The 25,768-nt window shown below is 66.8% G+C and carries 17 protein-coding genes, 1 tRNA gene and 2 pseudogenes; 12 read left to right on the forward strand and 8 right to left on the reverse strand.

Annotated features, from left to right (window positions below; all coding sequences use genetic code 11):
• The first annotated feature begins 123 nt into the window (after positions 1-123).
• The 4 genes from OG959_RS22225 to OG959_RS22240 all read left to right on the forward strand — a co-directional run bounded on the left by OG959_RS22225 (position 124) and on the right by OG959_RS22240 (position 4,177).
• Entirely contained in the window at positions 124-1,959 is a 1,836-nt protein-coding gene (locus OG959_RS22225; RefSeq protein WP_326661007.1) for an MFS transporter, read from the forward strand.
• 147 nt (positions 1,960-2,106) lie between these two features.
• Positions 2,107-2,952, forward strand: a complete 846-nt coding sequence (locus OG959_RS22230; RefSeq protein WP_326661008.1) for an adhesin — start codon at positions 2,107-2,109, stop codon at positions 2,950-2,952.
• 121 nt (positions 2,953-3,073) lie between these two features.
• Positions 3,074-3,298: a hypothetical protein gene (locus tag OG959_RS22235; protein WP_326661010.1), complete on the forward strand. Its 225-nt coding sequence runs from the start codon at positions 3,074-3,076 to the stop codon at positions 3,296-3,298.
• Positions 3,299-3,436: 138 nt separating this feature from the next.
• On the forward strand, positions 3,437-4,177 hold the full coding sequence (locus OG959_RS22240; RefSeq protein WP_326661011.1) for a class I SAM-dependent methyltransferase: 741 nt from the start codon (positions 3,437-3,439) through the stop codon (positions 4,175-4,177).
• Positions 4,178-4,267: 90 nt separating this feature from the next.
• Here OG959_RS22240 and OG959_RS22245 read toward each other — a convergent pair whose 3' ends face one another.
• The 4 genes and pseudogenes from OG959_RS22245 to OG959_RS22260 form a co-directional block, all read right to left on the reverse strand.
• Complete coding sequence (locus tag OG959_RS22245) at positions 4,268-5,200, reverse strand: GDSL-type esterase/lipase family protein (protein ID WP_442805609.1); 933 nt, start codon at positions 5,198-5,200, stop codon at positions 4,268-4,270.
• Between the two features lie 456 nt (positions 5,201-5,656).
• Complete coding sequence (locus OG959_RS22250) at positions 5,657-6,148, reverse strand: NUDIX hydrolase (RefSeq protein WP_326666547.1); 492 nt, start codon at positions 6,146-6,148, stop codon at positions 5,657-5,659.
• Positions 6,149-6,342: 194 nt separating this feature from the next.
• Positions 6,343-6,495, reverse strand: a pseudogene (locus OG959_RS22255) (SAM-dependent methyltransferase); the annotation flags it as partial.
• A gap of 170 nt (positions 6,496-6,665) precedes the next feature.
• Positions 6,666-6,735: transfer RNA gene (locus OG959_RS22260), tRNA-Leu, on the reverse strand.
• A gap of 413 nt (positions 6,736-7,148) precedes the next feature.
• Here OG959_RS22260 and OG959_RS22265 point away from each other — a divergent pair.
• Positions 7,149-10,811 carry a KAP family P-loop NTPase fold protein gene (locus tag OG959_RS22265; RefSeq protein ID WP_326661014.1) on the forward strand — a complete coding sequence of 1,221 codons (3,663 nt, stop codon included), beginning with the start codon at positions 7,149-7,151 and terminating at the stop codon, positions 10,809-10,811.
• A gap of 325 nt (positions 10,812-11,136) precedes the next feature.
• Here the strand turns inward: OG959_RS22265 and OG959_RS22275 are convergent, their stop codons facing one another.
• From OG959_RS22275 to OG959_RS22285, 3 genes and pseudogenes are all read right to left on the reverse strand, one after another.
• Positions 11,137-12,036 (reverse strand): hypothetical protein, encoded by a 900-nt coding sequence (locus OG959_RS22275; protein WP_326661016.1) that lies wholly within the window; start codon positions 12,034-12,036, stop codon positions 11,137-11,139.
• The gene (locus OG959_RS22280) at positions 12,036-13,544 is read right to left on the reverse strand and encodes an AAA family ATPase (RefSeq protein ID WP_326661018.1); all 1,509 of its coding nucleotides are present in this window, start codon (positions 13,542-13,544) and stop codon (positions 12,036-12,038) included. The genes OG959_RS22275 and OG959_RS22280 overlap by 1 nt, the downstream gene beginning before the upstream one ends.
• A 128-nt stretch (positions 13,545-13,672) precedes the next feature.
• Positions 13,673-13,875, reverse strand: a pseudogene (locus tag OG959_RS22285) (hypothetical protein); the annotation flags it as partial.
• Between the two features lie 373 nt (positions 13,876-14,248).
• Here OG959_RS22285 and OG959_RS22290 point away from each other — a divergent pair.
• Complete coding sequence (locus OG959_RS22290) at positions 14,249-18,748, forward strand: AAA domain-containing protein (RefSeq protein ID WP_326661020.1); 4,500 nt, start codon at positions 14,249-14,251, stop codon at positions 18,746-18,748.
• A 1-nt stretch (position 18,749) separates the two neighbouring features.
• Positions 18,750-19,709 carry a hypothetical protein gene (locus OG959_RS22295; protein WP_326661021.1) on the forward strand — a complete coding sequence of 320 codons (960 nt, stop codon included), beginning with the start codon at positions 18,750-18,752 and terminating at the stop codon, positions 19,707-19,709.
• A 204-nt stretch (positions 19,710-19,913) separates the two neighbouring features.
• Here the strand turns inward: OG959_RS22295 and OG959_RS22300 are convergent, their stop codons facing one another.
• Positions 19,914-21,233, reverse strand: a complete 1,320-nt coding sequence (locus OG959_RS22300; protein WP_326661023.1) for a tetratricopeptide repeat protein — start codon at positions 21,231-21,233, stop codon at positions 19,914-19,916.
• A 174-nt stretch (positions 21,234-21,407) separates the two neighbouring features.
• Here OG959_RS22300 and OG959_RS22305 point away from each other — a divergent pair, with 174 nt between their 5' ends.
• From OG959_RS22305 to OG959_RS22325, 5 genes are read left to right on the forward strand one after another with little or no spacing between them, the layout of a single operon-like run.
• Positions 21,408-21,737: a hypothetical protein gene (locus OG959_RS22305; RefSeq protein WP_326661024.1), complete on the forward strand. Its 330-nt coding sequence runs from the start codon at positions 21,408-21,410 to the stop codon at positions 21,735-21,737.
• Positions 21,734-21,913, forward strand: a complete 180-nt coding sequence (locus tag OG959_RS22310; protein WP_326661026.1) for a hypothetical protein — start codon at positions 21,734-21,736, stop codon at positions 21,911-21,913. Before OG959_RS22305 ends, OG959_RS22310 begins: the two co-directional genes overlap by 4 nt.
• A gap of 18 nt (positions 21,914-21,931) precedes the next feature.
• Positions 21,932-23,878 carry a nucleotidyltransferase domain-containing protein gene (locus OG959_RS22315; protein ID WP_326661028.1) on the forward strand — a complete coding sequence of 649 codons (1,947 nt, stop codon included), beginning with the start codon at positions 21,932-21,934 and terminating at the stop codon, positions 23,876-23,878.
• Entirely contained in the window at positions 23,875-24,993 is a 1,119-nt protein-coding gene (locus tag OG959_RS22320) for a hypothetical protein (RefSeq protein WP_326661030.1), read from the forward strand. Before OG959_RS22315 ends, OG959_RS22320 begins: the two co-directional genes overlap by 4 nt.
• A complete protein-coding gene (locus OG959_RS22325; protein ID WP_326661032.1) occupies positions 24,974-25,765 on the forward strand; it encodes an SDR family NAD(P)-dependent oxidoreductase in 792 nt (263 codons plus the stop codon). The genes OG959_RS22320 and OG959_RS22325 overlap by 20 nt, the downstream gene beginning before the upstream one ends.
• Positions 25,766-25,768 lie beyond the last annotated feature (3 nt).

Below are 25,768 nucleotides of genomic sequence, written 5' to 3' on the forward strand. Positions count from 1 at the left end.
GAATGTGCGTGTTAGCGTCCCGGGGGCAACGCGTGGACCCTGGAACGCGTCTTCCCGCGCATGAGACCCGAGCAGGCAAGCCGGCGGTTCCAACGCGTCCGGGGAGGGACGGGGAGAATCGCAGTGACCACTGCCGAGCCGACACGGGCGAGCAGCACGGCTTCCGCAAGCTCCGCGAGGAGTACGGGCGGGCCGGACGGGCCGGGCGGACCGGACGCGACCGGTGGGTTCACCGGGAGGTTCGACGCTCTCAAGGAGCGGTGCCTGAGGCATCCGGTCCTGCTGACGACCGCGGTCGCGGCCGTCGCCCACATTCTCTGGTTCCTCTTCTTCGCCAACAGCGGCGGTGACATCGCGGCCCAGGACGCCTGGGCCGAGTTCGTCGGCCGGCATCCCGGGACGGCGTACAACCTGGCCTGGTACGGGGGCATGCACCCCGTCTCGTACAGCGTCGTCTCGCCGTATCTGATGTCGCTGGTCGGCGTACGCACGACGATGATGATCGCCGGAACGGTCTCGGCGGGCCTGACCTCGCTGATCCTCTACCGGGTGAAGGCGGTGCGCAATCCGCTGGCCTGCTCGATGGCGGGTGTCTTCGCGTATCTGTGCAACGCGCTGTCGGGCCGGGTGACGTTCGGGCTCGGCATGATGTTCGCGGTCGGTGCGACGGCGGCGGTGTTCTGCTGGCCCTACCGCTGGCGGTACAAGCGCTGGGCGAAGGCGGCCGTCGCCGCACCGCTCGCCGCCCTCGCCACGGCGGGCAGCCCGGTGGCCGGGCTCTTCCTCGGAGTGATCGCGGCCGCGCTGTTCCTGAACAAGCGGCGCCCCGGCGCGTACGCCCTGGGGCTGGCGCCGGTCGTGGTGGTGGCGCTGTCCTCGTGGCTGTTCCCGTTCTCCGGTACGCAGCCGATGTCGGTCGCGACGCTGTCGGGGCCGTTCATCTTCGCCTGGCTCGTCTTCTTCCTGGTGCCGGGCGACTGGCGGACGGTGCGCACCGCGGCCGCCGTGTACGGCACCGGGACGCTGCTGACGTATGTGATCGACTCGCAGATCGGCTCGAACGTCTCGCGGATGGCGATGCTGTTCGCCGGCGTGGTGCTGCTGGCCGCGCTGCCGTACACCGTGCCCCGTTCCCGTAAGTGGTACGCACTGGTCCTCGCGTTCGTCGGGCTGAACTTCTGGATCGGGTTCAAGGGCGTCGACGACATCGTCCGGACCGCCCCCACCGCGTCCTGGACGCGGGCGCTGGCACCGCTGGTCGATCAGCTCCAGCAGGTCGGGGCCGACCGGGGCAGGGTCGAGGTGGTGCCGCCGAGCAGCCACCGGGAGTCGGCCGCGATGCTGCAGCACGTCAACCTGGCCCGCGGCTGGAACCGGCAGGCCGACATGGAGCGCAACCCGCTCTTCTACGACGACACCCTGAACCCCGTCAACTACCGCCAGTGGCTCGACCGCTGGGCCGTCCACTACGTGGTGCTGCCGAAGGGCGACCCGGACTCCAGCGGTGCCGCCCAGGAGACGGAGCTGGTCGACAAGGGGCTGCCGTACCTCAAGGCGATCTGGTCCGACGAGAACTGGCGGCTCTTCGCGGTCGACGGCCCCGTGCCGATGGCCGATCCGCCGGCGACGGTGGACAAGGCCGAGGCCGGGGAGCTGACCATCCATGTGAAGGAGGCGGGCCGGGTGCTGATCCGTATCCCGTACTCACCCTGGCTCGCCGTCGTGGACGAGAAGGGCAAGAGCCTGGAGCGGCCGCAGGAGACCGAGGCGTCCAAGCAGCGTGCGGACAAGGACACCCCGAAGTCCTTCGCCAACACGAACGGCTGCCTGATCAAGATGGACGAGGACGAGTACGGCGACGAGTGGACGGAACTGCTCGCCCCGCGCCCCGGCGTGTACCGGCTCGGCGCCCCCTATCAGCTGCAGCCCGGGACTCCGTGCCCGGACGAACTGCGCTGACGCCCGCCGCCGGCCCCGCGCAGCGGTGCGGGACCGGCGCCGGGCCAATTCCGCACGATCCCTCCCAGCGGGGACGCGGCACTGGCATGGTGTGCTGCCATGAGGTGCCAACAGTGCGGCGGTCAACGACGTGGTGCGCTGCCCGGTATGAGCTGTCCCGACTGCGACTCGGTGACGCGGGCCGGCGGCGGTGACGGTGCGTGGATCGCCCGGGAGACGCTCGCGGGCCGGATGTCCACCCTGCCGGCGAGCCGTAAGGCCTGGCTGGCGGCGGGGGTGGTGGTACTGACGGGCGCGCTGGTGACGGCGGTGTCGTTCCTCGCGTCGGCGGGCGGCGAGACCCGGACCGGGGCGGTCGGCCGCCCGGGCCCCGGTGCCGGCGACCGGGCCGGCGGCGCTCCCACCCGCATCAGCCCCTCGGCCCCCGGCGCCTCCTCCCCTTCCTCCCCGGCCACGCCTCCCGCAGCGTCGGCCCGGCCCGGCTACCGCTACACGGCGTGGGCGGGCCCCGGCTGCTCGACGGGGGAGTACCGCGAGTACGGGCGCTTCGAGAACGGGGACGCGGGCTGGTACACGGTCGACTCGGGCGGGTTCCGGGGCAGCTCGTGCGACGGCCGGTTCAGCGCCGTCCCGATGTCCGGCAGCCCCGACGAGGACCGGGGGTCCACCGCCACCTGGTCCTGGCACCTGGGGGCCGGGTTCCGGGAGTGCGCCCTGACCGTCTTCGTCCCGCGCTCGGACCGGGACCAGGACGTCGCCGGAAACCCCACGGTGTACCGGGTGCTCTCCGACCCCTTCGACGCCGACTCGGCGTACACGGGCTTCGCCGTGGGCCAGACCGCGCACCGGGGCAGCGCGGTCGACGTGAAAAGCTACCCGGTCAAGGGCGACACCTTCGCGGTCCAGCTGATCGACCGGGGCCGGGACTGGGGCAGCACGCGGTTGGTGGGCGCGCACCATGCGGCGGCGCAGCTGAAGGCTTCCTGCCGCTGAGGTGACCGGCGTCCGGCCGGCGCGAATACTTCCCGGAACGGAACGGAACGAACAGAACGAACAGAACGCACGAGCAGCTAACGCCGAGCAGCTACGGCGACGAAAGAAGGCAGGTCCGCCCATGCCGGCACCCTCCGGGTTCAGCTACGTATCCCATGCCGACGGCACCGTCGTCATCACCCACCGCGACCGCAAGGCCACCACACTGCGCGGCGACCGGGCGGCCAAGTTCGTGGCCGAGGCGGAGTCCGGCGACGCCCAGGCCGTGATGGCCCGCTGGACGGGCGCGTACAAGTTCGGCAACGAGCGGATGGCTCGCAACCACCCCAGAAACAAAGGTCGTTGACCGTGTCCGGGGTCGTTCGGGGTAAGGATCCTTCCTCGGGTTTCCGGTTCACGGACAGGACGCCCGTGAACCGGTGAGCCCTCCCGGCCGCAGCGCAATCGTGTTGACCGCCCCGGCAGGCAGTGCTTGGGTCGGCGCGTGGACAGCATTCCTGCCAACCGGCGGTTCTGGAACCGGATCAGCGGCGCCTACCAGCGGAAGCACGACCCGCAGATCGGCGCGACGCCCCGGCTGTGGGGCACGTACGCCATCCCTGACGCGCACCTGCACGCCCTGGGCGACGTGACCGGCAAGCGCGTCCTCGAACTCGGCTGCGGCGCGGGTCAGTGGTCCAGGGCGCTCGCCGCGGAAGGCGCCACCGTGGTCGGGATCGACCTGTCCGAAGCCCAGCTCGCCGCGGCAGCTCGCGCGATGGGAGCGGCCCGCTACCCGTTGGTGCAAGGCGCCGCCGAACAGCTGCCGTTCGCCGACGACAGCTTCGACGTGGTGTTCTGCGACTACGGCGGACTCAGCTGGGCGCCCCCGAGCCTGGCCGTCCCGCAGGCCGCACGCGTCCTGCGCCGCGGTGGGCGTCTGGTGTTCAACACCGCCAGCCCCTGGTTCGAAGCCTGCTACGACGAAGCCGCCGGCCGCGCAACGGCGACGCTGCAGCAGGACTACTTCGGGCTGGACGCCATCGCCGAAGGCCAGAGCGCGGTCAGCTATCAGCTCACCTACGGCGACTGGATCAAGGTCCTGCGCGGCGCGGGGCTCGTCATCGACGACCTCATCGAGCCGCGGCCGGAACCCGGAACGGCCAACGGCTACAACCGGACCGATCCGCCCGACTGGGCACACCGCTGGCCGGCAGAAATGCTCTGGGTGACCCACAAACCGTAGACACCGCCGTACGGGCGCCGCCCTGCCGGCCGGGTGCCCTGCCGCCCACCCGGACGGCAGGGCACCCGGCCCCCTACCAGGGGCCGGGGATCAGGAGGCGGTACACGAGGCCGCCAGAGAGGGCGTGCCCGCCGCCTCCGGCGTACTCGCGAGGAAGCCGAACGTGGTGCTCGCCCCCGCCGCCAGCGTGCCGTTCCACCCGGCGTCGCGCACGGTGGTCCCGGTCAGCGCGCCGTTCCAGACCTGGGTGAGCCGGCTGCCCGCCGGGAGTCCGAGGGTCACCGCCCAGGAGGAAGTCTGCTTCGTGGCAGACGTGTTGGTGACCGTCACCTCACCCTGGTACCCGCCCTGCCACGCCGACACCGTTCGGAAGGCCGCCGAACAGCCCCCGCTTCCGGGCTCCTCGGGGTCCACCGGGCCTCCCGGGGTGAGCAGGGCCGACAGCGCCGGGTACCAACGGGCCGCCATCTTGGCGTCGCCGGAGGCGTTGGGGTGGACGCCGTCGTAGGTGTCGGTGGCCGTGTCGAAGCCGGTCCACTGGTCGACGACGGTGACCGGCGACTCCGCGGTGGTGATGCCCTGGACCCAGGCCGGAATGCGCTCGTTGAAGGCGACCGTACGCGCGGCGCACTCGGCGCAGCTGCTCGGATTGATCGGAATGATCTGGGCGACCAGCACCTTCATCGCCGGGTTGGCGGCCCGCATCTGGCCGACGAGCTTGGTGTACGCGGCAAGAATGGTGTCCGGTGCGATGCTGCTCCAGACGTCGTTGGTCCCGAAGTGCATCACCACGATGTCCGGCGCGGTCGCCGCCAGCCACCCGGGCAGCAGGTTCTGGTCGGCGGTGGTGGTGGCCAGGTAGCCGCCGTGGCCCTCGTTGTCGGCGTCGTGCGTGAGGGCGCAGCTCTGGGCGTTCAGGGTGCCGACGAAGTCGATGTCGGTGTATCCGGCCTTCTGCAGTTGGTCCCAGAGGAGGGAACGCCAGCAGCCCGGGGACCCGGTGATGGAGTCGCCGAGCGGCATGATCCGCACCGGGGCGGCGGCGTTCGCGGCGGCGGTGGCGGACGGGGCGCCTGCCAGGCCTAAACCTGCAACGCAGGCGAGGAGGGCGGCCAGGAGAGTGGCGAGGAGGGGGCGGTGTCTGCTGCGCACGGGGTTCCTTCCCGAAGTGGGGCGGAGGCGGGGGGTGCGGGTACACGCGACGTGGGAGCGCTCCCACGCTGCGTATCGTTCATCAAGCCACGATTGGCGATGACACGTCAATAACCGGGACGGGGTCGGACTCGGCGCGCGCGGTGAGATCATCGGGCAGTGGGACTACCGCACACAGCAACGCATCCTCGGCCCGTTTGCCGACCGGTCCGAGGTCGGACGGACCACCGAGGGCCTCCGGCACTGCGCGTTGCCGCTGTGTTGGTCGTTTGGGTGCACCAGCGGCAGGACCGGCTATGGGCCGGCGGTGGCCTTAGGGACGTCGGCTCAGCCGTCGACGGGGATCGGCCGGTCCGGTGGGCCGTCGGTCAGCAGGGACGCCAACAGGTTCGGCAGCTCAGCCGGGCGCAGCACGTCCGAGGTCGCGGCCAGTTCCGCTATGGTCCACCAGCGGTGCCCGGTGATCGCGGCCTTCTCGATCTCCTCGAATGCCGAGGTATCGACCTGGAACGCAGGCGTCCGGGCCATGTAGTAGCGCTGGCGAACCTCATAAGCGACGCCGCTCCGGACCGTTGTCCACGGACGCCCTCGCCAGATCTCCGGACCCAGCGAGAGGTTCGTCAGCCCGGTTTCTTCTCGCAACTCCCGCAGGGCTGCCTGCTCGTGGCTTTCGCCCGGCTTGAGTCCGCCTCCAGGGGTGAACCACCGAACGGAACCGTCCTCCTTGTTCAGGGCAGAGAACAGCAGTAGTCGACTGGCGTCGTCCAGCAACACCACGCGCGCGCCCGGGCGCGGCACCAGGCTCCCCTCCGGATTCATCACCTCGCCAGATTAGAGCCACGGTCCCTGGGCGGCCGCCGGACCTGGTCACCGGGCCGAGCTTCACGCAAGTCTGGTCAGAGCCGGATTCAGAGCCTGCCGCCCGCGGTGGTCACTCGGAGGTTCGGCGAAGTACAAGGGTGATGAAGCCGAAGCTGTCGCGATAGCTGTGCAGCCACTGCGAGCGGTGGGTGGAGCCAAGCCGCCTCGCCGCAGCCGAGGTCGAGCACGCGTGCATCTCCTCGATCCACGGTTCGGTGAAGCAGCCGACGCACCGAATCATCGTCAAGAGGGCTGTTGATGGGGTGATCAGCGTGTGCCGACTGAGAGATCTTTTCGCGGTTCATGGCGCGCAGCCTGACAGCGCCGGACGCTCATCGCATGTGCTTTGCCCCGCCGATGAACGAGTACCGGACAACTGCGACCGGCACTCAGGGTGGAGGCATTTCGTACCTTCGGATCTTGGATATGAGATCGCCCAGGGGAGTCGGTAATGGCCTGCTCCGGGGCCTTCGCTTGCACCCCGGCAGGATTCGAACCTGCGACACCCGCTTGAGGAGTGGGATCGAATCCTTGCCGGAGGGTGCTCTAGCGTGCCGCAGGGTGTTGTTCTGCCTGATCAGCGCCCTCTGGCGTTGTACCCCATCCGGCTCCTGAGGCACTGTGCCGGACTGTCCGCTCACGCATCGCGCACGCATCTCATCCCGCTGGGCGGGGCGTTTGTGATCCCGCCCCTCGTTAGGGGTGTGGGAGGCGTGGACAGCTGATCGAGGTATCAGTTGCTGGCTTCTCGCCGACACATACCCGGGATCGTGGCAGCAATGCTCGCTTCCGTCGTGCGCCCAGGCAGAACACCGTGAGCACAGGGGGCATCCCATTGTCAGTGCTGCCACATATTGTGGAGCCCTGGTGAAGTAGCGGTGAAGGCCGTGCACTTCAAGGGGATGTGGGCGCAGAGGTCGAGAGTGGGGCAGCAGTGGTACATGGGGACAGTGGCCGTATGGCGCCGGACGACCTCATCCGGGACCGCGAGGTGGAGAGTGCGCGGAGTGACCGGCTTGCTCACGGTCACATCGCCGATCAACTCCTAGACGTGGTCCTGTCGGTGCCCACGCCGACCAACATTGCGGTCTGGGGCCCTTGGGGCTCCGGCAAGTCTGGTGTGGCCAACCTCCTGAAGGGCTTGCTCGATAAGCAGGAGGGTGTGCGGTTCGTCCGCTTCGACGCCTTCAAGTATGCGGAAAATCCGCTGCGCAGGAACTTCATCATCGCGGCCGCGACCGCCCTGGGAATCAAGGACGCAAAGTTCCACGAGGAGCTGTATGGCGGACGGGTCGCCGTGAAGCTTCAATTTGGGCGGAACGACGTAGGGCGTCTTCTGAGGATGTTCGGCTTGTCTTTCGGAGCTGTCATTGCTCTATTTGGCGTCGCGATGGCGCTGTTCGCCTGGCTGCATGGAGGAGCGTTCCGGCCCACGTTCGCTGACATGGCCGCAGGAGCGCTGAGGGCGGGGATGGCGCCTGCGGTCCTGTTGACCTCCCTGATGGTGCTGGTCTCTCGGACCCTCACACGCGAGCACAAGACGGAAGCTGCTGACAGCGACGAGCAGTTCGAGCGGATCTTCGCCGATCTCGTCGCGCGTGCCGGCGTGGAGCGCATCGTCGTGTTCGTTGACGAGTTGGACAGGTGTAAACCCTCCGACGTTGTGGCCACGCTCGACGCTCTGCGCACCTTTCTAGGCGTCGGCGGTTGCGTCTTCATCGTTGCCGCCGACCAGCAGGTTCTGGAGGAGGCACTCACACGCGCTCTGCAACAGGCCACTCCTAACGACTCCGTCAATCCGTACTACAGCAGCGGAAGCGGCTATCTGGACAAGGTATTCCAGTACCAGCTCAGCCTCCCGCCCCTGCTGGTGCCCAAGGTGACCAGCTTCGCCGCTGATCTGGTCCGTGGACGGGACGGTTTGTGGGCGGCCATAGATGTCAACCTGGTGGTGAGTGTCCTCGTGCCGTCGCATGTGCGCAGTCCCCGCCGGGTGAAGGCACTTCTGAACACGTTCGCCCTGACCTACCGGCTGGCCCAGCGGAGGGCAGCGGATGGGCTGCTAGAGACCGACCCGGCTACGCGGGTCGAGGAGATAGCCAAACTGACCTGTCTTCGGGTGGAATTCCCGCTTTTCGCCAGGGATCTGCTGCTCGACCACAGGCTGTGCGAGTACGTACTTGCCCTGGACGCCAATCCCCGGGCCGACCTGGGCCACGTGGGAGAAGAGGTCAGGCAGGCGGCGGGCAGGTACGCGAATCTCGATGCCGACGTCGATCGGCGACTTAGTGACCCTGAAGACCCCAACGAGGAGGGGGATGAGAAAGCAGTTGACGTCCGAAAGCGACATGGCCAGCAGCTCGTGGCCTATCTCAAGCGGACACGGAAGTTTCCGGGCCCGGGCCGTGACCTGATCTTCCTGGAGACCAGCGGCAGCGTGTTCGGGCTGCCGGCCGTCGTGGCTGAGACGCTGGAGCAGCATGCCCAGAACGCCGAGTTGGACGAGGTGCTTGCGTCCATCGGTGGCCTCGCCGTCGAGGACCGTCCCGCCGCGCTGGCCCTTCTGACTCAGCAGGCCCGGGACGCGATCGGGCTGGAGGAGGAGAACGTTGCCTATGCCGTTCTAGCGGTCTGTGGTGACACAACTATCCCACTGAACGGCGCTGCGGACATCGCGGTCGAGACGCTGACACCGATCCTGACCAACTCTGCCCATGCACTTCCGGACGAGGTGCTGGAGGGTTGCTGGCGGCTAGCTTTGGCGAGTGACCGCCCGGCCGCTCTTGAGATGCGCACGACGGTCCTACGACACTCGTTGGTCAGAAAGAGCGCTCTGGTAGCCGCCATGGTGATTCGTCATGTCGAGCCGGCCTTGGCAGCAGACCCTAGCCTCGTCGAGGAGTTGGTGTCCGGGCACCTTCTGGGTGAGGAGGAACACCTGGTGGACATGCTTGCCGAACTTCCCTCCTCGGAAGCCGCGACTCTTATGACGCAGGTCGGTCCCGTTGTCGCGAAGGACCTGCGAGCGCTGATCGAGCAGCACGAAGCGTGGAGAGAAGCAGAAGCTCAGCCGGGAGCCGCAGCAACGGATGCCTCAACAGAGCCAAGATCTCCTGACGAGGCGCTGCAGAGACTGGAACGGCTTCTCGAGCATTGGTGCGAGGAAAGTCCCGATGCGGCACATGTCGTCGTGGAATTGCTGCTGGCGTCCGACAACCAACTCTGCCGGTCCATCGTTGAGAAGAAAGCGGATGCTATCCCCGCAGTCAGGGAAGAGGCTCTGGCTCGGGCGATTCTCTCCAGCGCCTCGCGACGTTCGACCGACCAGTGGCCAGATTGGCTGGGGATGTTGGATCCCCGCTCCTCCATCGACAATATGACGGAGGAGTTCGAAAAGCTGTTGGAGGTGCTGTGGGGAAGAGTCAGCAATCGTAAGAACGCCCTAGAGCCAGAAGTGGTCGCTAGCGCTGCGGACGGGTTTATGCGGCTCTTCGACACTCAGCCCCCCGACCGCTATCCGCACATCACGGCCTTCGTCCTGCCGTCGCTGTTCCGGCCCTCGACCGACGAGGAAGCTACAGAGCAGCTACGGTTGCTCGGCGCGCTTGAGCCGTTGGAGAACGGCGGATTGTTGAGGCGCGCAGACCTTGTTTCTCACCAGGCGTCAGCACTTGCCGAGTTGCTCGCCGATGGTGACGACCTCGTCGTTTCGGAGGATGGTGCGATCTTGTCCTACGTTGAGGCGCTACTGATCGACTGCCTTCGTGACCTGGACTCTCCCGGATCGCCACCGCTGAGTACCGAGAGGGCCCGCGCTCTGGTGGAGGCCCTGGATAACTGCAACTGGCTCCCAGAACTTGAGCACACCCGCCTACGTATCCGCGCGAGCCATTCGCTCTTGACTGGCGGCGTCGACAGGGACGGCCTTCAGGCATTGCCGTCGGCGGCGGAAATGGCCGCCCACGTCCGTAGGCGCCCCAACCATGTCGGCGAAACGTTGGCTGCCTGGATCGCTCTCGAAAGGCCCTCGGCTACAGATCTGCTCACAGCCGTTTCGGCAGGCTTGCGGCAACAGCCGTCGCTGCAGACTAACGCGACGCTGCTCCAAGCAGTGGCCTCACGGCTGGCCGATCTGCCCGCGCAGTACCGGGCCGCCTTCTGGAGGGATCTGCTTGGAGGCCCGGGCACTCGCCTGCCGGAGCAGACGCTGACCGCAGCCGGATGGCCATCACTCCCAGACACCTTCACAGCCGAGCTGCTAATCGACAGGTATACCGGCGCATCAAGAAATCCCGACCGCCGAGCCATCCTCGACCTGTGGAAGGCTGCGAACGTCACATCTGTTGCTGCACGACGCGATCTGATTCAGCAGATCCTCCTACCCATGCTTGAGGCGAACCAGGGAGCGGCCGAGTTCGCCATCCTCTACCTGCCGCAAGTGATGCAGTCGGTCCCCACGGGGATGGGGAAGGCCGTACGCGAGGCCGTCGAAGCAAGTGGCACGAAATGGAGTAGCCTCGCGCCACGTGGCACTAAGGCACTGAAGGCAGTGGGCTACTCCACCGAACGTACGGGTCTACTGAGATTGCGCGAACGCATCAGCCGCGGCAACGACGATTGAGGGGCCGGGACTGAGGCCGGACTGGGGCTGAAGCCCGGTTGCCTGCCCTTCTCGGACGTACGGCAGCACTCATATCTGGGCGCCGGCCTGCTCATCCCGCACCGCAAAGACGCGGCCAGAGGCGCCTGGCCTGTGGCAGGAGTCGGAGAACACCGTCCATCGCGCGGCCCGAGCACGGGTCGAGCGTGCGCTGCCTCGACTGAGGAACGGGAAGATCCCGCGTGACAGCCCGCTCAGGAGCCGCGGCGTTTACAAGCCATGCTGGGCATCACTCAATTGCACAGCATGGCCCTTAGCGGGTTATGCATGCCCATACGGACAGCCTTTATCCGGCTGCTACCTGGCGGAAGCCCCCGCTGCAGAACCAGTCGTGGGCGGCGAGCGCTTCATACAGGGCCACCATCCAGGAATTCTTGTTCCGGCGGGCACGTGAGCGTGCGAGTCCTTCCAAGTGCACACGGACATCTGGTGCTCCGCCGACCTGGAAAGCTTCCTCGATCGACAGCTCGATACCCGGCAGGTCGTCAGCGACCTGTTCCTCATACAGCTGGGCCAGTTTGAAGGTCTCGAAGTGGTATCTGACGCGCTTCGCAAGTTGCATGTTCCATGATGCGGGCGGATCCACATAGAAATCGATGGCCCAGCTCGCCGGGCTATCCAGGTGATTCGCTTGATAGGCCCGGCCATCAGCCGAGCGAGTTATCAACCGTGCCCTTAGCCAGCGGTTGTCGTCGATGTCATCAAAATAGGGGTGGAGGGTCTGTTCCTCGTAGCAGGTCGGTGCGCGGTCCCTCTTCTCGAAGTTGCAGTCTGAGCAGATGGGCAGCAAGTTGATCGGTACGGCGGCAAGGTAGGGATAGATCGACTTGGGCATATGGTGATCAACCTGACGCACCGCACCGACACCGCACATGGGGCACTTTGTTCTGCGATTGCGGGCCTCTTCGTACACGGGGCGGCCAGGATGATGTGGCCCCATCCGCCGTTCGTACATGGCGATCAACGCGTCTCTATCGCGCTTCTTAGACGGAAGGGGGGCGAACGAGGCAGGCTGCAGCAGGTGAAGCGTGGAAGTGCGGCATGCCTGCTCATACGCACCGGCGGCGATCACAACTCTCAACTCATAACTGTTGAGTAGAGTCCACATCGGCAGGCTGATCTTCGTACTGATGCACATACGGAACGCTTCTGGCGTTCCGATCTGAGGAGGGTCGAGTCGGCGCATCAGTGCCCGCTTTCGCGGCGGCGGGTCGCGGAGCGGGCCAGTGCCCGCCCTTCGGCACCCAGCTGGTCATCGAATTCTTCCAGAATGTCCTCAAACGACATGCCGTCATCGGCGAGCGACTGGATCAGTCGGTTGAACCCTGTGCGGCGCACCTCCAATCCGAAGATCTCCCGGGTGATCACTCCGACGTTCTCGCCGAACGTTTCGATTTCCGGGTGATCGACACGTAGATCATCGCCCGCCCTGCGTAGGGTCCAGACTGCCTCACGGGGCGTCTCCTGGAGTACTACGGGCGAGTGGGTGGCGATGATCGCGATGCCGTTACGGTCTCCCAGCAGCTCGGACAGGGTTCGCACGAACGTCGACAGCAGCGGGGGGTGGAGATGGGCCTCCGGTTCGTCGATCAGGACGAGGGTGCGTTCGGTGGTGTGCTGCACCAGCCGGGCCAGGGTCAGTAGAACGATTTTGTGTCCCGAGCTGAGTCCGTCGAAGACCTGCTCGGGGTCCGGCCGGTCCTGGGCGCGCGCGAGGCGCGTGATCTCCAGGTCCTCGAAGAGAGGATCAGTCTCTTCGAGCTTGGCCAGGACGTCCCTCCAACGGCGAGCCTTCGCAGGGTGGTCTTCCACGCACCTCTGTACGCACTCAGCGAACTCGGAGCCCAGAGCGACATAGCTCTTCACTCCCGCACCATCAGCTGTTTTCAGGCCAACGTACTGGTAGTCGACGCGGTCACCGACCCGGGTGACCGATCTGCTGACCTGGTGCGGGCCTCGAGAGTCGAATGCGCTGAACGATACGTACACGACATTGGTGAAGGGATGCTGACGGTGGTCGAGCCGGTCCTCTAGCGAGTTACGGCGCCACTTGCCGCGTGGTGCGAGTGTGGTCTGGGCGATGTTGTGTAGGAGGCGGGTCTTGCCTACGCCGTTGCTTCCGGTGACCGCATGGATGTTGCTGGGAGGGTTCTTGTCGGGGTCTACCGTCAGCTCGATTGTGAGTGTCGGGGCGCTCCCGGCCAGCGCCTCCTGCCGGTAGCGGACCTGGAAGCGTGAGAGTGTGGGCCCGCCCTGGACGATCCTGCGGTACTGCGTACGGACCGTATCGGCATCGGTGCCGCGCAGCAGCGATTCCCGCATGACGGGTTCGTTGCGTGCTTGTTCAAAGAGCTCAGCGTCGTAGGCAACATCGCGCAGACCGGAGAAGATGGCCAGGCGCGTTTCGTCATCGAACTCGTCACGGAGCGTTGCGTAGTAGTTCTCATCGATCCCCAGGGAGAAAAAGCCTGGCTCGAGAGCTTCGAAGCGCCTAGGTAGGGGAGTCCGGCCGGCCTCCATACCGAAGGAGCCGATCTTCAATGCGCCGACGTTGACGCCGCGGCTACCGTTGTAGCAACGCAGATGGAAGACCGTCTTGAACCCGTAGTCATCCCAGTTGTCGTCTCCGATCCAGGCTATGCCTGGACGAGTACGCGCTGCTTCCCGCGCGTTGGGCGCCGTAGTGAAGTACACCGCGTCACATTACCGAACGCGCTCCTGCCGTACGGGAAACTTCCTCCGACCGGACAGGAGTACGGATTAGCAGAGCAGGGCAGGCCGAGCTACGTGGCGGCACCACCCTCGACCAGTGCTGGGCCGCCCTCGCTCACCCCGGACAGCGGGCCCACCCGCCACAACGTTAAATCCGTGCGCCAACACGTCGCCAGCGGCAGCCACAACGGCCGACCGCGCTGAAGCGTCGAACCAGAGCCACCAGCCTGGCGAACTGCACCTCGGTCAACCCGGAGAACGGTTCGATCCACTTCGGATCATCCGCTGAAGCGCCAGACTCATGCCCGAGCAACGCAGCAGCTGCCTCACCGGTTACGCGATCCTCTAGATCGATCTAAATCACCCCGGGGAGTCGTGGAACCCCGGCGCCAGCCGGAGCGACCCGAGCAGGTCTCGACCGCCAATGGGGCGAACCAATCACCTGACCCAGGAGCAATCGCCGCTGAACGATCGAACCTAACGATTGGCCGGGTTACAGCCAACTTTCGCGGGATGCGGCTTGTTCGCGTCGTTACTCGCCGGTCCCTGTTGATGAAACCGCTCCTTTCTCGCATCCTGGAAGGCTTTCCATCGAGCCATGACCTGGGGGATAGGTGTCTCTTCACGCTGCACTTCGTGCGAACAATCCAGAGGCGGTCCACCGCACGCGCCAACTTATCGAATATATGCGCGAAATTGTTCGCGGCTCGCACAAGCCGGTGCGGGATTGGCAGAAGTATCCGGAGGTCCTCTGGCTCTCCAGCCTGCCGGACGACAGGCTGCAGCGGCACCCGGACGGTGACCGGCTGCTGCTCAAGGTGCCACACCGCCCGCCAAGGCCGGCTCCCGCACTGCCCGAGGTGCTGGTGGGATGGGTCGACCCCGAGGCCGCCGCTACCGCGACGCCCGAAGCGCCACCGCTAGCCGAGTCGGGGCCGGGGCAGGGGTGGCAGGAGGACGAGAACGGAGACCTGTTCGAGGTTTCCGAAATCCTCCGGGAGGAAGCACACGAAGTGTTGCGGGCCTACTCGCGATGGCTCGACGTGTGGCGTAAGTGGTCGGAAAAGGAGCGTGTTGACCGGCCGTATCGGGAACTTCATCAGCAGCTATACCGAATGGTGACCAGGATTCAGCAGGACGGCGAGGAATACGAGGCTGTGCTGGGGGCCGGATTGCTGAATATCGGATCTGTGCGTCCGTCGGCGCGGATAGCCCGGCATATCCTGACGGCGCCGCTGATGCTCACCATGAATTCCGTCAATATGACCATCACCGTCGCTCTCACGCCCGGCGACCCTGCGCGGCTGGAGGACAGCGAGTTCCTCGACGCGGACGAGGGATACAGCACACGACTACTGGGCGCGCTGCGGGACCGTGTCGACGCGGAAGGATTCCATCCGCTGTCCCGTGACTCCCAGGATGCGCTGGCTGCTTGGGCGGAGAGGGCATTTGGTACCGATCGCGCGGTGGGTTTCCACCACGGCTGGGGCCGCCCGCCTGCCGACCCGGCGCTGCCGGTGCCCACACTCGGGTTCACGCCGGCGATCATTCTCCGTCAGCGGGGCCAGGGCGCCCTCGTGAACTTCTACGATGGCATCGCGAACCGCCTTTCCAAGCCTGGCGCCATAGCCCCCCTAGGGCTGGCTCAGTTGTTGTACAAGCTGGAAGCGGAGGACCGCAGGGTGTGGGGCACGGCGGGTGGCCGGGATGTGCCTCCCGCCCTCGGCCCCGACCCGCTGTTTCCGCTGCTGTCGAACGAAGCCCAGCGGGAGGTGCTTAGGCGCCTGCAGACCGATACCGGCGTCGTCGTTCAGGGGCCGCCCGGCACGGGAAAGACGCACACCATCGCCAATCTCGTGTGTGCCTTGTTGGCGGATGGCAAGAGGGTGCTCGTGACGAGCGAGAAGAGCCAGGCACTAAAGGTCTTGAGGCAACAGCTGCCCGCCGAGCTGCGCAGCCTATGTGTCCTCCAGGGCGGCCGGCGCGAGGACGGCAGCGGTGACCTTGAGCAGTCCGTGCGCGCACTCTCCCAGCTCAGTGCCACCCAGTCGACGGAGCGTCTGGACATTCGGATCAAGGGTCATGAGGCGCTGCGCTCGAAGCTGTCTGACACCCGCGCGCGGCTTCGGGACGAACTCCGCACTGTTCGTGAGGCGGAGTGGTACGAACACCTCGATGTGGCACCGGGTTACGAGGGGCGGCTCGCGGAGATCGTGGAGACCGTCGCTGCCAGTGCGCCGAAGTATGACTGGATGCCCGCCTTGCCCACATCGGCACCGCGTGAACCCTCGTTCAGCGAGAACGAGGCCCAGCGCTTACTAGGTCTAGTGGCCCGGCATGGGGCTGGGGTGCTGGAAGAGCATGCTGCTCGCTGCCCGGACCCCGCAGACTTTGTGTCACCCGTGTTGTTCGAAGAGGCGGTCAGCACCTTGGACGCAGCGGTGCGCTCCTGCGCCGAAGCATCATCCGACACGCTGTCCGTCGAACTCGCGAATCAGGGGCCCGATCTGATCACGACGTTGGTAGAGCTTCTGGATGCAGCTGAGCACGCGCTCCAGAGTGAAGGGCTACCAGGTGAGCCAGCGGCGTGGTTGCCGGGCGAATGGACCACGCGTGCCCTGGGAGACGGTATGGCCGGCCAGCGTAGCCAGTTGTGGGACGCAGTGCGCCGGTCGGCCGCACGCGCTGAGGAGGCGCAAAGCGCGCTTCAGCGAAATCCCTTTGCCGTGCTCGACGTACCTGACGTGGCGCTCGCCGAGGAGTCGCGCCTCATCGCCGCTGGGAGGGACCTCGAACAGTTCCTGCGAGGTGGCGGCAAGCTGCGGAAATTGGTGCCGAAGCCGGTCCAGAAGGAAGCCCAAGTCCTGCTTCAAGGTTGCCGTGTAGACGGGCGACTGCCCAGTACGCCGGAGGAGATCTCCGCACTCGTGGCTCACCTGGCCGCACGCCAGTGCGTTCGGCAGCTGAACGAGCGCTGGCAGAGTGTCGGCGCACCTGCCGCCGAGGGTTCCACGGAGGTCGCTCTGTCGGAGCTGCTGGACCGGGTGCCGACCCTCCGTGCGGTGGACGGGTTCACTCAGTCCGTGCGTACGCTGCACGACGTTCTACTCAAGGCCCGCATCAAGGCCACAGTGCGGACGGCGCAGCAGTGGGACGACGTCCGTACATCGGCGAACTGTGCGGGACTGCTGCTGCAGGCCCGAGCGGCGGAGGAGAGGCTCCGGTCGATCGGCGAGCAGCTGCCGCGACCCGATGCCAACGGAGTGGCTGAGCTGACGGAGGTGCACCGAGCCGTCACCACCCGTGATCCGCAAGCGTACGGGGCCGCGATCGAGTCACTGACCGAGGCGTTCCATCGCGAGGCCGATCGCCGGGAGGCCCGCAAACTCCTGGACCGACTGTCCGGGGATCACCCCGAACTGTCCCGTCGCTTTGCCGAGTCCCCGACCGATGAGGCTTGGGAGAGCCGCCTCGTGCACTTGGACGGTGCCTGGGCGTGGCGGCGTGCGCGTACCTTCCAGGACACGATGCTGACACCTGGCAGGGAACCCAAGCTGGAAGGGGAGCTGGAAGCGGTCGAGGCGCAGTTGAAGAGCACGGTGACCCAACTGGCGGCCGACAGAGCGCTGTACCACTGCTTGGACCGGATGACGGCCGGCCAGAAGCAGGCACTGAGTGCCTACGCGTCGGCCACGGCGAACGCCGGCAGGGGAATGACGGCACTCGGCAAACGGCATCTTAAAGCGGCTCGTTCCGCGATGCGTGACGCACGTGAAGCGGTGCCGGCGTGGGTTATGCCGATAAAGCAAGTAGCCGAAATGATCGATCCCGAACCGGACGCCTTCGATGTCGTCATCGTGGACGAGGCAAGCCAGGTCGGTTTGGATGGCCTGATGCTGCTGTGGCTCGCTCCGAGGGTCATCGTCGTGGGTGACGACAAGCAGTGTGTTCCGTTCTACACGGGCGGTAAGCACGAGCGCTTCAACGAACTCCTCGACTCACTCCTGCCCCATCTCACCGACTGGCAGCGGGACGGGCTCAGTCCCAAGTCGAACCTCTACGATCTGCTGTCCGCGCGATTCAGCGAGACGATCCGACTCACCGAGCACTTCCGATGCATGCCAGAGATCATCAAGTGGTCCTCCGCTCAGTTCTATCCCGATAACGAACTAGTACCCCTGCGGCAGTACGGAGCGGACCGGCTACGGCCCCTCGAAGTCGTCCACGTCCATGAAGGCCACTGCGAAGGACGGCGAGAGACGCTGATCAACCGGCCAGAGGCTGAGCGCATCGTCGCCAAGTTGCAGGAACTCGCAGAGGATAAGGCGTACGCGAAAAAGAGTCTCGGAGTGATCGTGCTCCGTTCCGGACACCAGACGCGGCTGCTTGAAAATCTCATCGACACACGGATCGACTCCGCGGTCCAGGAGCGGCACAACATGCGAGTGGGCACGGCCGAACAGTTTCAGGGGGATGAACGGGATGTCATCCTGCTCTCTCTGGTAGTCGATGCTGACAACACTCGGGCCCTGACTGGCCAGGGCGACGGAAGGCGATTTAACGTGGCCGCCAGCCGGGCCCGTGACCAGATGTGGCTGTTCACCTCCGTCACGCCGGACCAGCTGCGCAGCAAGGACCTGCGCCACTCTCTGCTTACCTATATGCAGGCGCCGCCGGAACTCCAGGGAACCTCTCCCGGCCTATCCACGGTGTCACCCGACGATCGATGCGAACCGTTCGACTCTCTGTTTGAGCAGCGGGTATTTCGCAGAATCAAAGAAAACGGCTATCACGTCGTCCCGCAGTGGAAGGCCAGCGGCAAACGTATCGACCTCGTCGTCGTCGGAGAGACGGGGCGCCTCGCCGTGGAGTGCGACGGCAGCCCGTATCACTCCTCCCCTGACCAGATCCGTGACGACTACGAGCGAGAGCGGGAACTGCGCCGGGCAGGCTGGCAGTTTTGGCGTGTCCGGAGTAGCGAGTTCGCTCTGTCCCCGGAGGATTCGCTAGCGCCGCTGTGGAAGCGCCTTGACGCTCTGGGCATCCGGCCCGGGGTCATCGAGCAGACCCAGGGCGTATCGGCGAGCACATGGGTCCCGGTCGAGGCGGATGATGCCGACCTCACCGCCCATGAACTCGACGCCATGCTCGATGAGGATGCGTCCGTCTATCTCGAAGGAGTCTGATGTGAAAGAGATTTTTGACGACAGCACGCTGACAGAGATCGCCCACCTGATCTGCGGGGACGAGACGCCGCTTCTCTACCGGAAGGGGTACGAGATTGCTGCGTTCTTTCAGCGGGCGGGCTGGGACGACGTTCCGGATTACGACGGCACACCTAGACACAAGTGGGCCCGGGAACTCCTCAAGGAGCGGCAGGAGGACGGCACGGACGACGCCAAGCGCGCAATCCTGCGCCTCGCGAACCGCCTTGAGTACTACAACCAACAGCATGAGTACCGCGCCACGCTAAAGCGCCTTAACGAGGTACTCGTGCTCGACGGGCGCCGGATCGGCGAGGACGGAGGTCAGCCGGCCCTCGTCCGCTGCGAAGCCGGTTTCGAAGACGAGGTACTGCAGCTGCCGCGTGTCGAGCTGAAGGTCGCTGTGAAGGATGTGGTGAGCGACCCGGATCTCGCTACAGCTGTGCAGCTTAGGCTGGACGAGGCACGCACCTGCTACGAGCACGGCGCCTACACGTCGGCGATCATCATGCTGGGCAGCCTTCTCGAGGGAGTGCTCGCCCATGCGGCACAGGTCCGCACGACGGGCGAGCGCATGCCAAAGCCGTTGCGAAGCATGGGGCTAAATGACTTCGTGGAGTTCGCATTCAAGAACAGATGGATCGAGCACGATGCCAAGCTGGCCTCCGAGCTTGTCCGGCACTACAGGAATCTCGTCCATCCCTTGGCGGAGAAGAAGACCGGACACAGTCCGAACCGCGACACGCTCGACATGTGCTGGCCGGTTGTGAACGCCACGCTGAACGATCTCGCGGCGACAGCGACAGTGCCCCCTGCCTCGGTTTCAGTGCCTGCGCCCTCAGCGCCAGGTCGTGGCCGTGCCCCCCACGGCCCCGCACAACGCCCAACGCCAGCCTCCGTCGCTCGTCGTCGGTCGGGCGGCGGAGCGGTGGCGGCCACATGAGCCGGGGGTGTCCCCATTCCAGCGCAGGTGGAGAAGCGCGTATCCCGCCATGCAGACGTTGCCGATCGTCGTCGTGACGATTGGCGAGCGTGGGGACGAGTGCCGAGGCAGTGGTCGCAGGTGCGGTGCGGAGTGCGGACAGGCGGCCACTAGCTGACGATGCCCAGCGGTGACCGGCCGCGCTGCTCTCCGGCCCTCGTCAAATCAGGCAGTGACGCGTGCTGCTCGTTCGCGGAGTTCCTGCGCCTCAGGAACTCCGCTGTACCGCCGCAGGCGTACGTGCATGTCCCGCAGCGCGGCCTGGACCTTGACCGAACGGATGCCGTCGGCGCAGTCGAGGAAGTCGCGCCAGGTGGCCATGGCGCCGTCGACGTCGCCTTGGCGTAGGCGGACGCCGCCGAGGTCGGCGAGGACGATGGCGCGGGTGCGGCGGCGGTCGAGGCCGTGGATGTCGAGGGCGAGGTGGAGGTGTTCTTCGGCGGCGTCGAGGTCGCCGAGGCGGGAGAGGATCATGCCGGATTCGTGGGCCCAGCGGCCGGGGGAGTAGTGGGCGGCCCAGGAGTCGCTGCCTGCGGTAGCGGTTTTGCCGATGGCGGTCTCGGACATGGCGAGGTGCTTGGTCGCCATGTTGCGGTCGTCGTCCTGGGCGGCGGCGTTGGCGAGGGTGGCTTCGTAGTAGGCGACGGCTCGCGGGTTGTCCAGGTGGCGGCCGTACTCTACGCAGGCTTCGCCGAGCTGGACGGCCTCGGCTCGGTAGCCCAGGTCGACGCACTGGACGGCGAGCCCCCGCAGGGCGGTGGCGGACAGTTCCGCGTCGCCGGCCTCGGCTGCCAGGCGGAAGGAGTGGGCGTAGTAGCCCTGGGCGAGCCCACGCAGTTCTGGGGTGTCGCCTTCGTCCTGGGCCATCCAGCCGGCGAGGTGGACCAGCTGGGAGGTCGCGGCGAACAGCTCGCGCCCGGTGGCTTCGGTGAAGCGGCCTTCCAGCCAGGGAGCGACGTCCTGGGTCAGGTAGCGGACTGCGAGATGGCGCGCGTGGCCGCCGCCTAGTTCGGACGCCGAGTCGCCGAGGGCCTTCACCATGTGGCGCACAGCTGCCACTTCACCCCTGCCGACGCGGACGGCCCCTGGCGAGACGGTTGTGGTCCGGCGGGTGATGCTGTCCATGTCGGGCAGGCCGAGGGCAGACAGGGCGTATCCGCTGGAGGCGAGGATGAAGTTCCGGCGGTCCACGTCGTTCCTTCCCAGCTGGAGGACTGATGCCACGGTATCGGCGTGGAGTGCCGTCGGCGCGATCTCTGGAAGGTTGATCGCTTCCGGGTCCAGTCCCAATACCTGCGCGATGTAGGGCCACCAGTGGTCGGGGGTCCGCTCCCCCGCGATCCAGCGCCGAGCGTGCTGGCGCTGCAGACGACGGGGGTCGCCGCTCTCTGCCAGTCCGAGCGCGCGTGCCAACTCTGACGGGCCCCAGCCGCGTTCCTGGCAAGCCTGCTTGATCAGCTCCGCGACAGCCGGGTTCTTCGGCACCCCGTCACCCTCCCCACCTGGATTACGCGGGATTACGCAGGACTACATCCTGGGCCCTGCCCCGGGAGCGCGGATCGTCGTTGACTGAACATCACCCCCTGGATCTCCGATTGGCTCGAACAGGCCCTGCTCAGGGCCTATTGATGCCTGCTCGGACGCGTGAGAGGAACATCGGTGACGACGACGGGCCATGACCACCGCAGCCGCACGATCCCGCCCTCGGCGGCGGGCGAGACGACGCAGAATCCGCCGCCCTACAAGGTGGCCGAACGTGACTCCCGGCAGACGACTGCGATCGTCCGCAGCCTCGCCCTCCTGGACAAGGACCCCCGTTACGACCGACGGACCGGGCACGCTGCCCTGGCGATCGAGGTCTGCTTCCTCGACGGTACGAAGACCACCACAACCCTCGAAATGGACCCGGGCAGAGTCCTCCTGCTGAGCGCCCAGCTGGAGCGGGCCGTCGCCCTGCGCGCGAAGGCCCAGGAAGCAGCGGCCACGTGATCCGGCTCGCGTTATCCGATCCGCTCGGAACTGCCCTGACCTGGGTGTGGGCGCTCGGCACAGCCGCAGGACTCGCCATGATCGGCACGCTCGCCCAAGGCGAGTACTCGGCTGATCAGGACTTCCTGGCACACACATCGCTCGACGACCCGGGTCCGGATGACGCCGCCGGATAGGGCCACCGCCTTCCCGCCATGTCCTCCCTGCTCTGCACCACCTGCGAAGGGAAGCCGATGATCAGCCAGCTCAGCAGCGATACGCAGCCCCTGCCTGTGTCAGTCGCGTTCAGCGGTCCAGACAACACCGGCAAGACCAAACAGATCGGAATCCTCGCCCGCCGCATGGGCTCCGCAGCCACCTCGGCAGGTCCTCTTGACTACTACGACGGGCGCTGGGCGGCCATCAAGGCCGACGGCATGGCCCGCTGGTGGTTCGAGACGGGGCCGGTCGAGGAGGTCGCCGATGTCCTCGCCCATTCCTACCTGGAGCGCTCCCGGTATCCGTACTCCGCGCCCGTGCGGTTTCTGGACCGCGGGATCCCGATGCTGGAGGCGTCCGTCGCGGCCACCGCCGCCGTACGGGAGAACCTGAATGCCTGGCGGGCCGCCGACCGCGCCCGCTCCCTCCTGGCGCCGTACGAGTCCGATCTTCGCGCAGCAGAACGAGACGAACGCGCCCTCCTGCTCCTGCACTGTGAGGACGCCGAGGAAGGTACCCGCCGGAGCCTGTCCCACGAGGCAACCGTCACGGACATCTACGCGGCCTACCAGCGCCACCTCCACATGCAGATCAACCGGCTTATCGCGGAAGGCCGCTTCGCCATGCTGATCCGCATCGGCGACCGACCGACCATCACCATCCAGGACGAGGTCCGCAGGCACCTTGCGCCATTGCACCCCGCCATTCCCAGCCGAGCGCTGGCAGACGTGCACATCACCGCCCTCGGCGGGATGTCGGAGAGCGGCAAGAGCACGGCCGGCGAGTACCTACGAACCCACCACAGGCATGCCCGCCTCAAGATCGGTTACCTGATCGAGGACGCCGCCGAGCGGGCAGGCATCGAGGACCCGTACCGGGTGCCGCCGGTTGTCCAGGCCGAACTGATCGTGGACGGCCTCGATCGGTACTGCGAGGCCCACCACTTCCTCGACTGTGTCAGCGTGGAGTCGTTGCACGACTTCGACTCGGCGGTCGAGCTCGCCAGGATGCTCGGATCCCAGCTCACCGTCACCTACCTGGACACCTCCGCAGCCGTTCGCGCGCAGCGTGGGACTGCGGGTGCACAAGACGTGGCAGACCGGGACCGCGTCAAGAGCGCCAGGGGTGCCGACAAGATCGCCTCCATTGCCCAGGAGGTCATCAGCAACGACGGGCCGCGCCTGGCGCTGGAACGCCGTCTGGACCACTTGGTCCTGGCCCGCCAGTGGCCCGAGCACCAGCCGAGCACCATGCCGGTCAACGCCCTGGGCCTGCCGGTACACCTGGAGTCCTACCTCTCCACACTCCTCGACCGCCTGACCGGACCGCAGCCCCTGATCGACCTTCTGGCCGTCACCGGCAGCGGGGCCCGGGGCAAGTACCAGCACGGCTGGAGCGACCTCGACGTGTTCGTTGTTGCCGACGCCGAGTCCCTGGAGGGGATGCGCCGCGTCCTGGCAGACCTGGAAACCGAACTCGGCGGAGTCAAACTCGGTCTGACCGTGCTGACCCGTGCTGAGTGCCTGGCCGGAGCCGTCACTTCCAGACTCCTGCACATCCTTGCGCTCATCGGCAGCGGCAGCCTCGTCCCCCTGTGGTGTGACCAGGGGTTGGCTCTGCCTGCCCCGGACGCGGCCACCGACGTTGACGTGAGCCTGCGTGACGGGATCCAGGCTGCCGTCGAGATCCGGCGCCAGCTCCTCAAGGGGGCGCCCGACCTTCGCGACCTCTACAAGGTCACCGCACTCCTGGCGAAGATCCAGCTGCGGTTCAGCGGGATCGAGTGCCCCTCCGACAGCGACGCCCTGCAGACCCTTGTAGAGGCGGATTGGCCGGACACGAGCATGGTCGCGGCGGCCCGCACCGAGCGGTCTGCCGCCGAGGAGTTGGCGCAGGTCGTCCTGCGCAGTTGGCTGGCCACCCTTCCCGGAGAAGCGGGGTGAGCGCGAGCGGCGGGCCGAGGGCTTCAACCGCGGCCACCTTCCGTAAAGAAGTCGCGACCCGGGAGGCCGCCGAAGCCGAAGTACGGGGCTGGTCGCAGCTTGCCTCCCGCATCCGGGTCCCGGCCCTGGAGAGGTGTCCGGCGTTGCCGGGCCGCCATCTACTGGCGTACGAGGATGTCTTCGCGAGCGGACGGTGCGAGCTACTGCTCGGCGATGTGATCGCCTTGGCCGATCGCGATCCGGAGGTGTTGCCGCGCCTGGCCCGACTCGTGGGCGGCGTCTGCCACGACCTGCGGGCGGCGGCCGACGAGACCGGAAAGGTGGTTCGACTCGCCGAGTGCGTGCCGGATCTCTACCTCGACCGGATCCGGCCCGGCGGCCGGCTCGACCGCTGGTACACGCGGCGGGACCTGCCGATCACCCTGCCTTACACAGCTGTGACGCTCACCGTCCAGGAGTTGGCCGGCTACACAGTTACCGCCAACGGCCGCCCGCTCACGTTGAACGTCGCCGCATCCATCGACCGTGTCCGCCATGTCTTGAGCCCCGACCGGCTCTGGCCAACCGGGCTGACGCAGGGCGATCCCACCGAGCCCAACATCGCTGACCCGCTGTGCTGGCTCGACTTCGAGTTAGCCGGTCGCAACACCGTCGCGGGTGAGGCCGCGAACCTGCTCTGGTACCTCATGGCCCTGGGCGGCTGGCTCGTCCCCTGTTACCAGCCCGACGTGTACGCACGGACTCTCCGTCTGGCACTGCCCTCCCACACCAGCCCTCGCATCGACCACCTGGAACTGGACGCCGCCACACGGCACATCGACATTCGGTACAGCTGGAACACCGGCGCCGGCCGCCACGCTGCCCTAGTGGGGGCACTGCGCGGGCTCTGTGGCCCTGGCGGCATCGGTATGGAGGCACTCCGCGCCTTCTTCGCCCTGCGCATCCTCGGAGTCATTCCGGCGGCCCGGCTGACCGGCCACGACCTCCTGCTCGTCCTGGTCAAGCTTGCTGAGAGCCAGCACCCCGGCACTGACCTCGATGCCTTCCTCTCCACCGCACCGGCCCTGCACCCCGACCCCGCCGAACGGAGCCGCAATGTCCCTGCCCCTGCTTGAGGCCCATCTCCAGGCCCGGCCGCTGCAAGGCCGAACGGCCCTCGTTACCGGCGGGGCCACCGGCATCGGTGCCGAGATCGGCCGCGCACTCTCCATGTCAGGAGCGACCGTGGCCATCAACCACCTTGGTCAGGAGAGGGAGGCGCAGGCACTTCTCGCCGCCCTCGACCGCGGCGGAAGTCCTGGCGTGGCCATGGACGCCGACCTGACCGACCCTGACGCAGTCCAGACGATGACCGACCGGGTCCGTGCAGAGGCCGGCCCCATCGACATCCTCGTGAACAACGCCGGGGCCTACCCACGTGTCCCGTGGCAGGACACCGACGAGGCTGCCTGGAACTACTCCCTCGACGTGAACCTCACAGCGCACTACCGCGCCTGCCACGCGGTGACCCCCGGCATGGTCGAAAGGCGCTGGGGCCGCATCGTGAACATCAGCAGCGTCAACGCCCGCGCCGGCCGGACCAACCTCGTCGCCTACAGCACCGCGAAGGCAGGGCTCCTGGGCCTCACCCGATCCCTCGCTCGTGAACTGGGCCCGTACGGAGTCTGCGTCAACACGGTCCTACCCGGCGCCATCCAGGTCGAGGCCGAGACCGCGATCCCCGCCCGCCATCGCGCCAGTCCGGAGGACCAGATCAGGCGCCAGTGTGTTCCCCGCCGGGGGCGGCCCGAAGATGTGGCGGCGCTCGTGGCGTTCCTCGTCGGGCCCTCCGCATCGTTCATCACTGGGCAATCAGTCCACGTCGATGGCGGCTGGCTGATGCACTGAGAC

The sequence above is a fragment of the Streptomyces sp. NBC_00385 genome (genome assembly GCF_035917155.1).
Taxonomy (GTDB): domain Bacteria; phylum Actinomycetota; class Actinomycetes; order Streptomycetales; family Streptomycetaceae; genus Streptomyces; species Streptomyces poriferorum.

What these genes read in the sequence shown, in the direction of transcription:
- OG959_RS22230 (WP_326661008.1), top strand. Translation starts at nt 2,107, where the DNA reads ATGAGCTGTCCCGACTGCGACTCGGTGACGCGGGCCGGCGGCGGTGAC.
- OG959_RS22235 (WP_326661010.1), top strand. Translation starts at nt 3,074, where the DNA reads ATGCCGGCACCCTCCGGGTTCAGCTACGTATCCCATGCCGACGGCACC.
- OG959_RS22245 (WP_442805609.1), bottom strand. Translation starts at nt 5,200, where the DNA reads ATGCCGCTCGGCGACTCCATCACCGGGTCCCCGGGCTGCTGGCGTTCC.
- OG959_RS22250 (WP_326666547.1), bottom strand. Translation starts at nt 6,148, where the DNA reads ATGAATCCGGAGGGGAGCCTGGTGCCGCGCCCGGGCGCGCGCGTGGTG.
- OG959_RS22265 (WP_326661014.1), top strand. Translation starts at nt 7,149, where the DNA reads ATGGCGCCGGACGACCTCATCCGGGACCGCGAGGTGGAGAGTGCGCGG.
- OG959_RS22275 (WP_326661016.1), bottom strand. Translation starts at nt 12,036, where the DNA reads ATGCGCCGACTCGACCCTCCTCAGATCGGAACGCCAGAAGCGTTCCGT.
- OG959_RS22290 (WP_326661020.1), top strand. Translation starts at nt 14,249, where the DNA reads ATGCGCGAAATTGTTCGCGGCTCGCACAAGCCGGTGCGGGATTGGCAG.
- OG959_RS22315 (WP_326661028.1), top strand. Translation starts at nt 21,932, where the DNA reads ATGTCCTCCCTGCTCTGCACCACCTGCGAAGGGAAGCCGATGATCAGC.
- OG959_RS22325 (WP_326661032.1), top strand. Translation starts at nt 24,974, where the DNA reads ATGTCCCTGCCCCTGCTTGAGGCCCATCTCCAGGCCCGGCCGCTGCAA.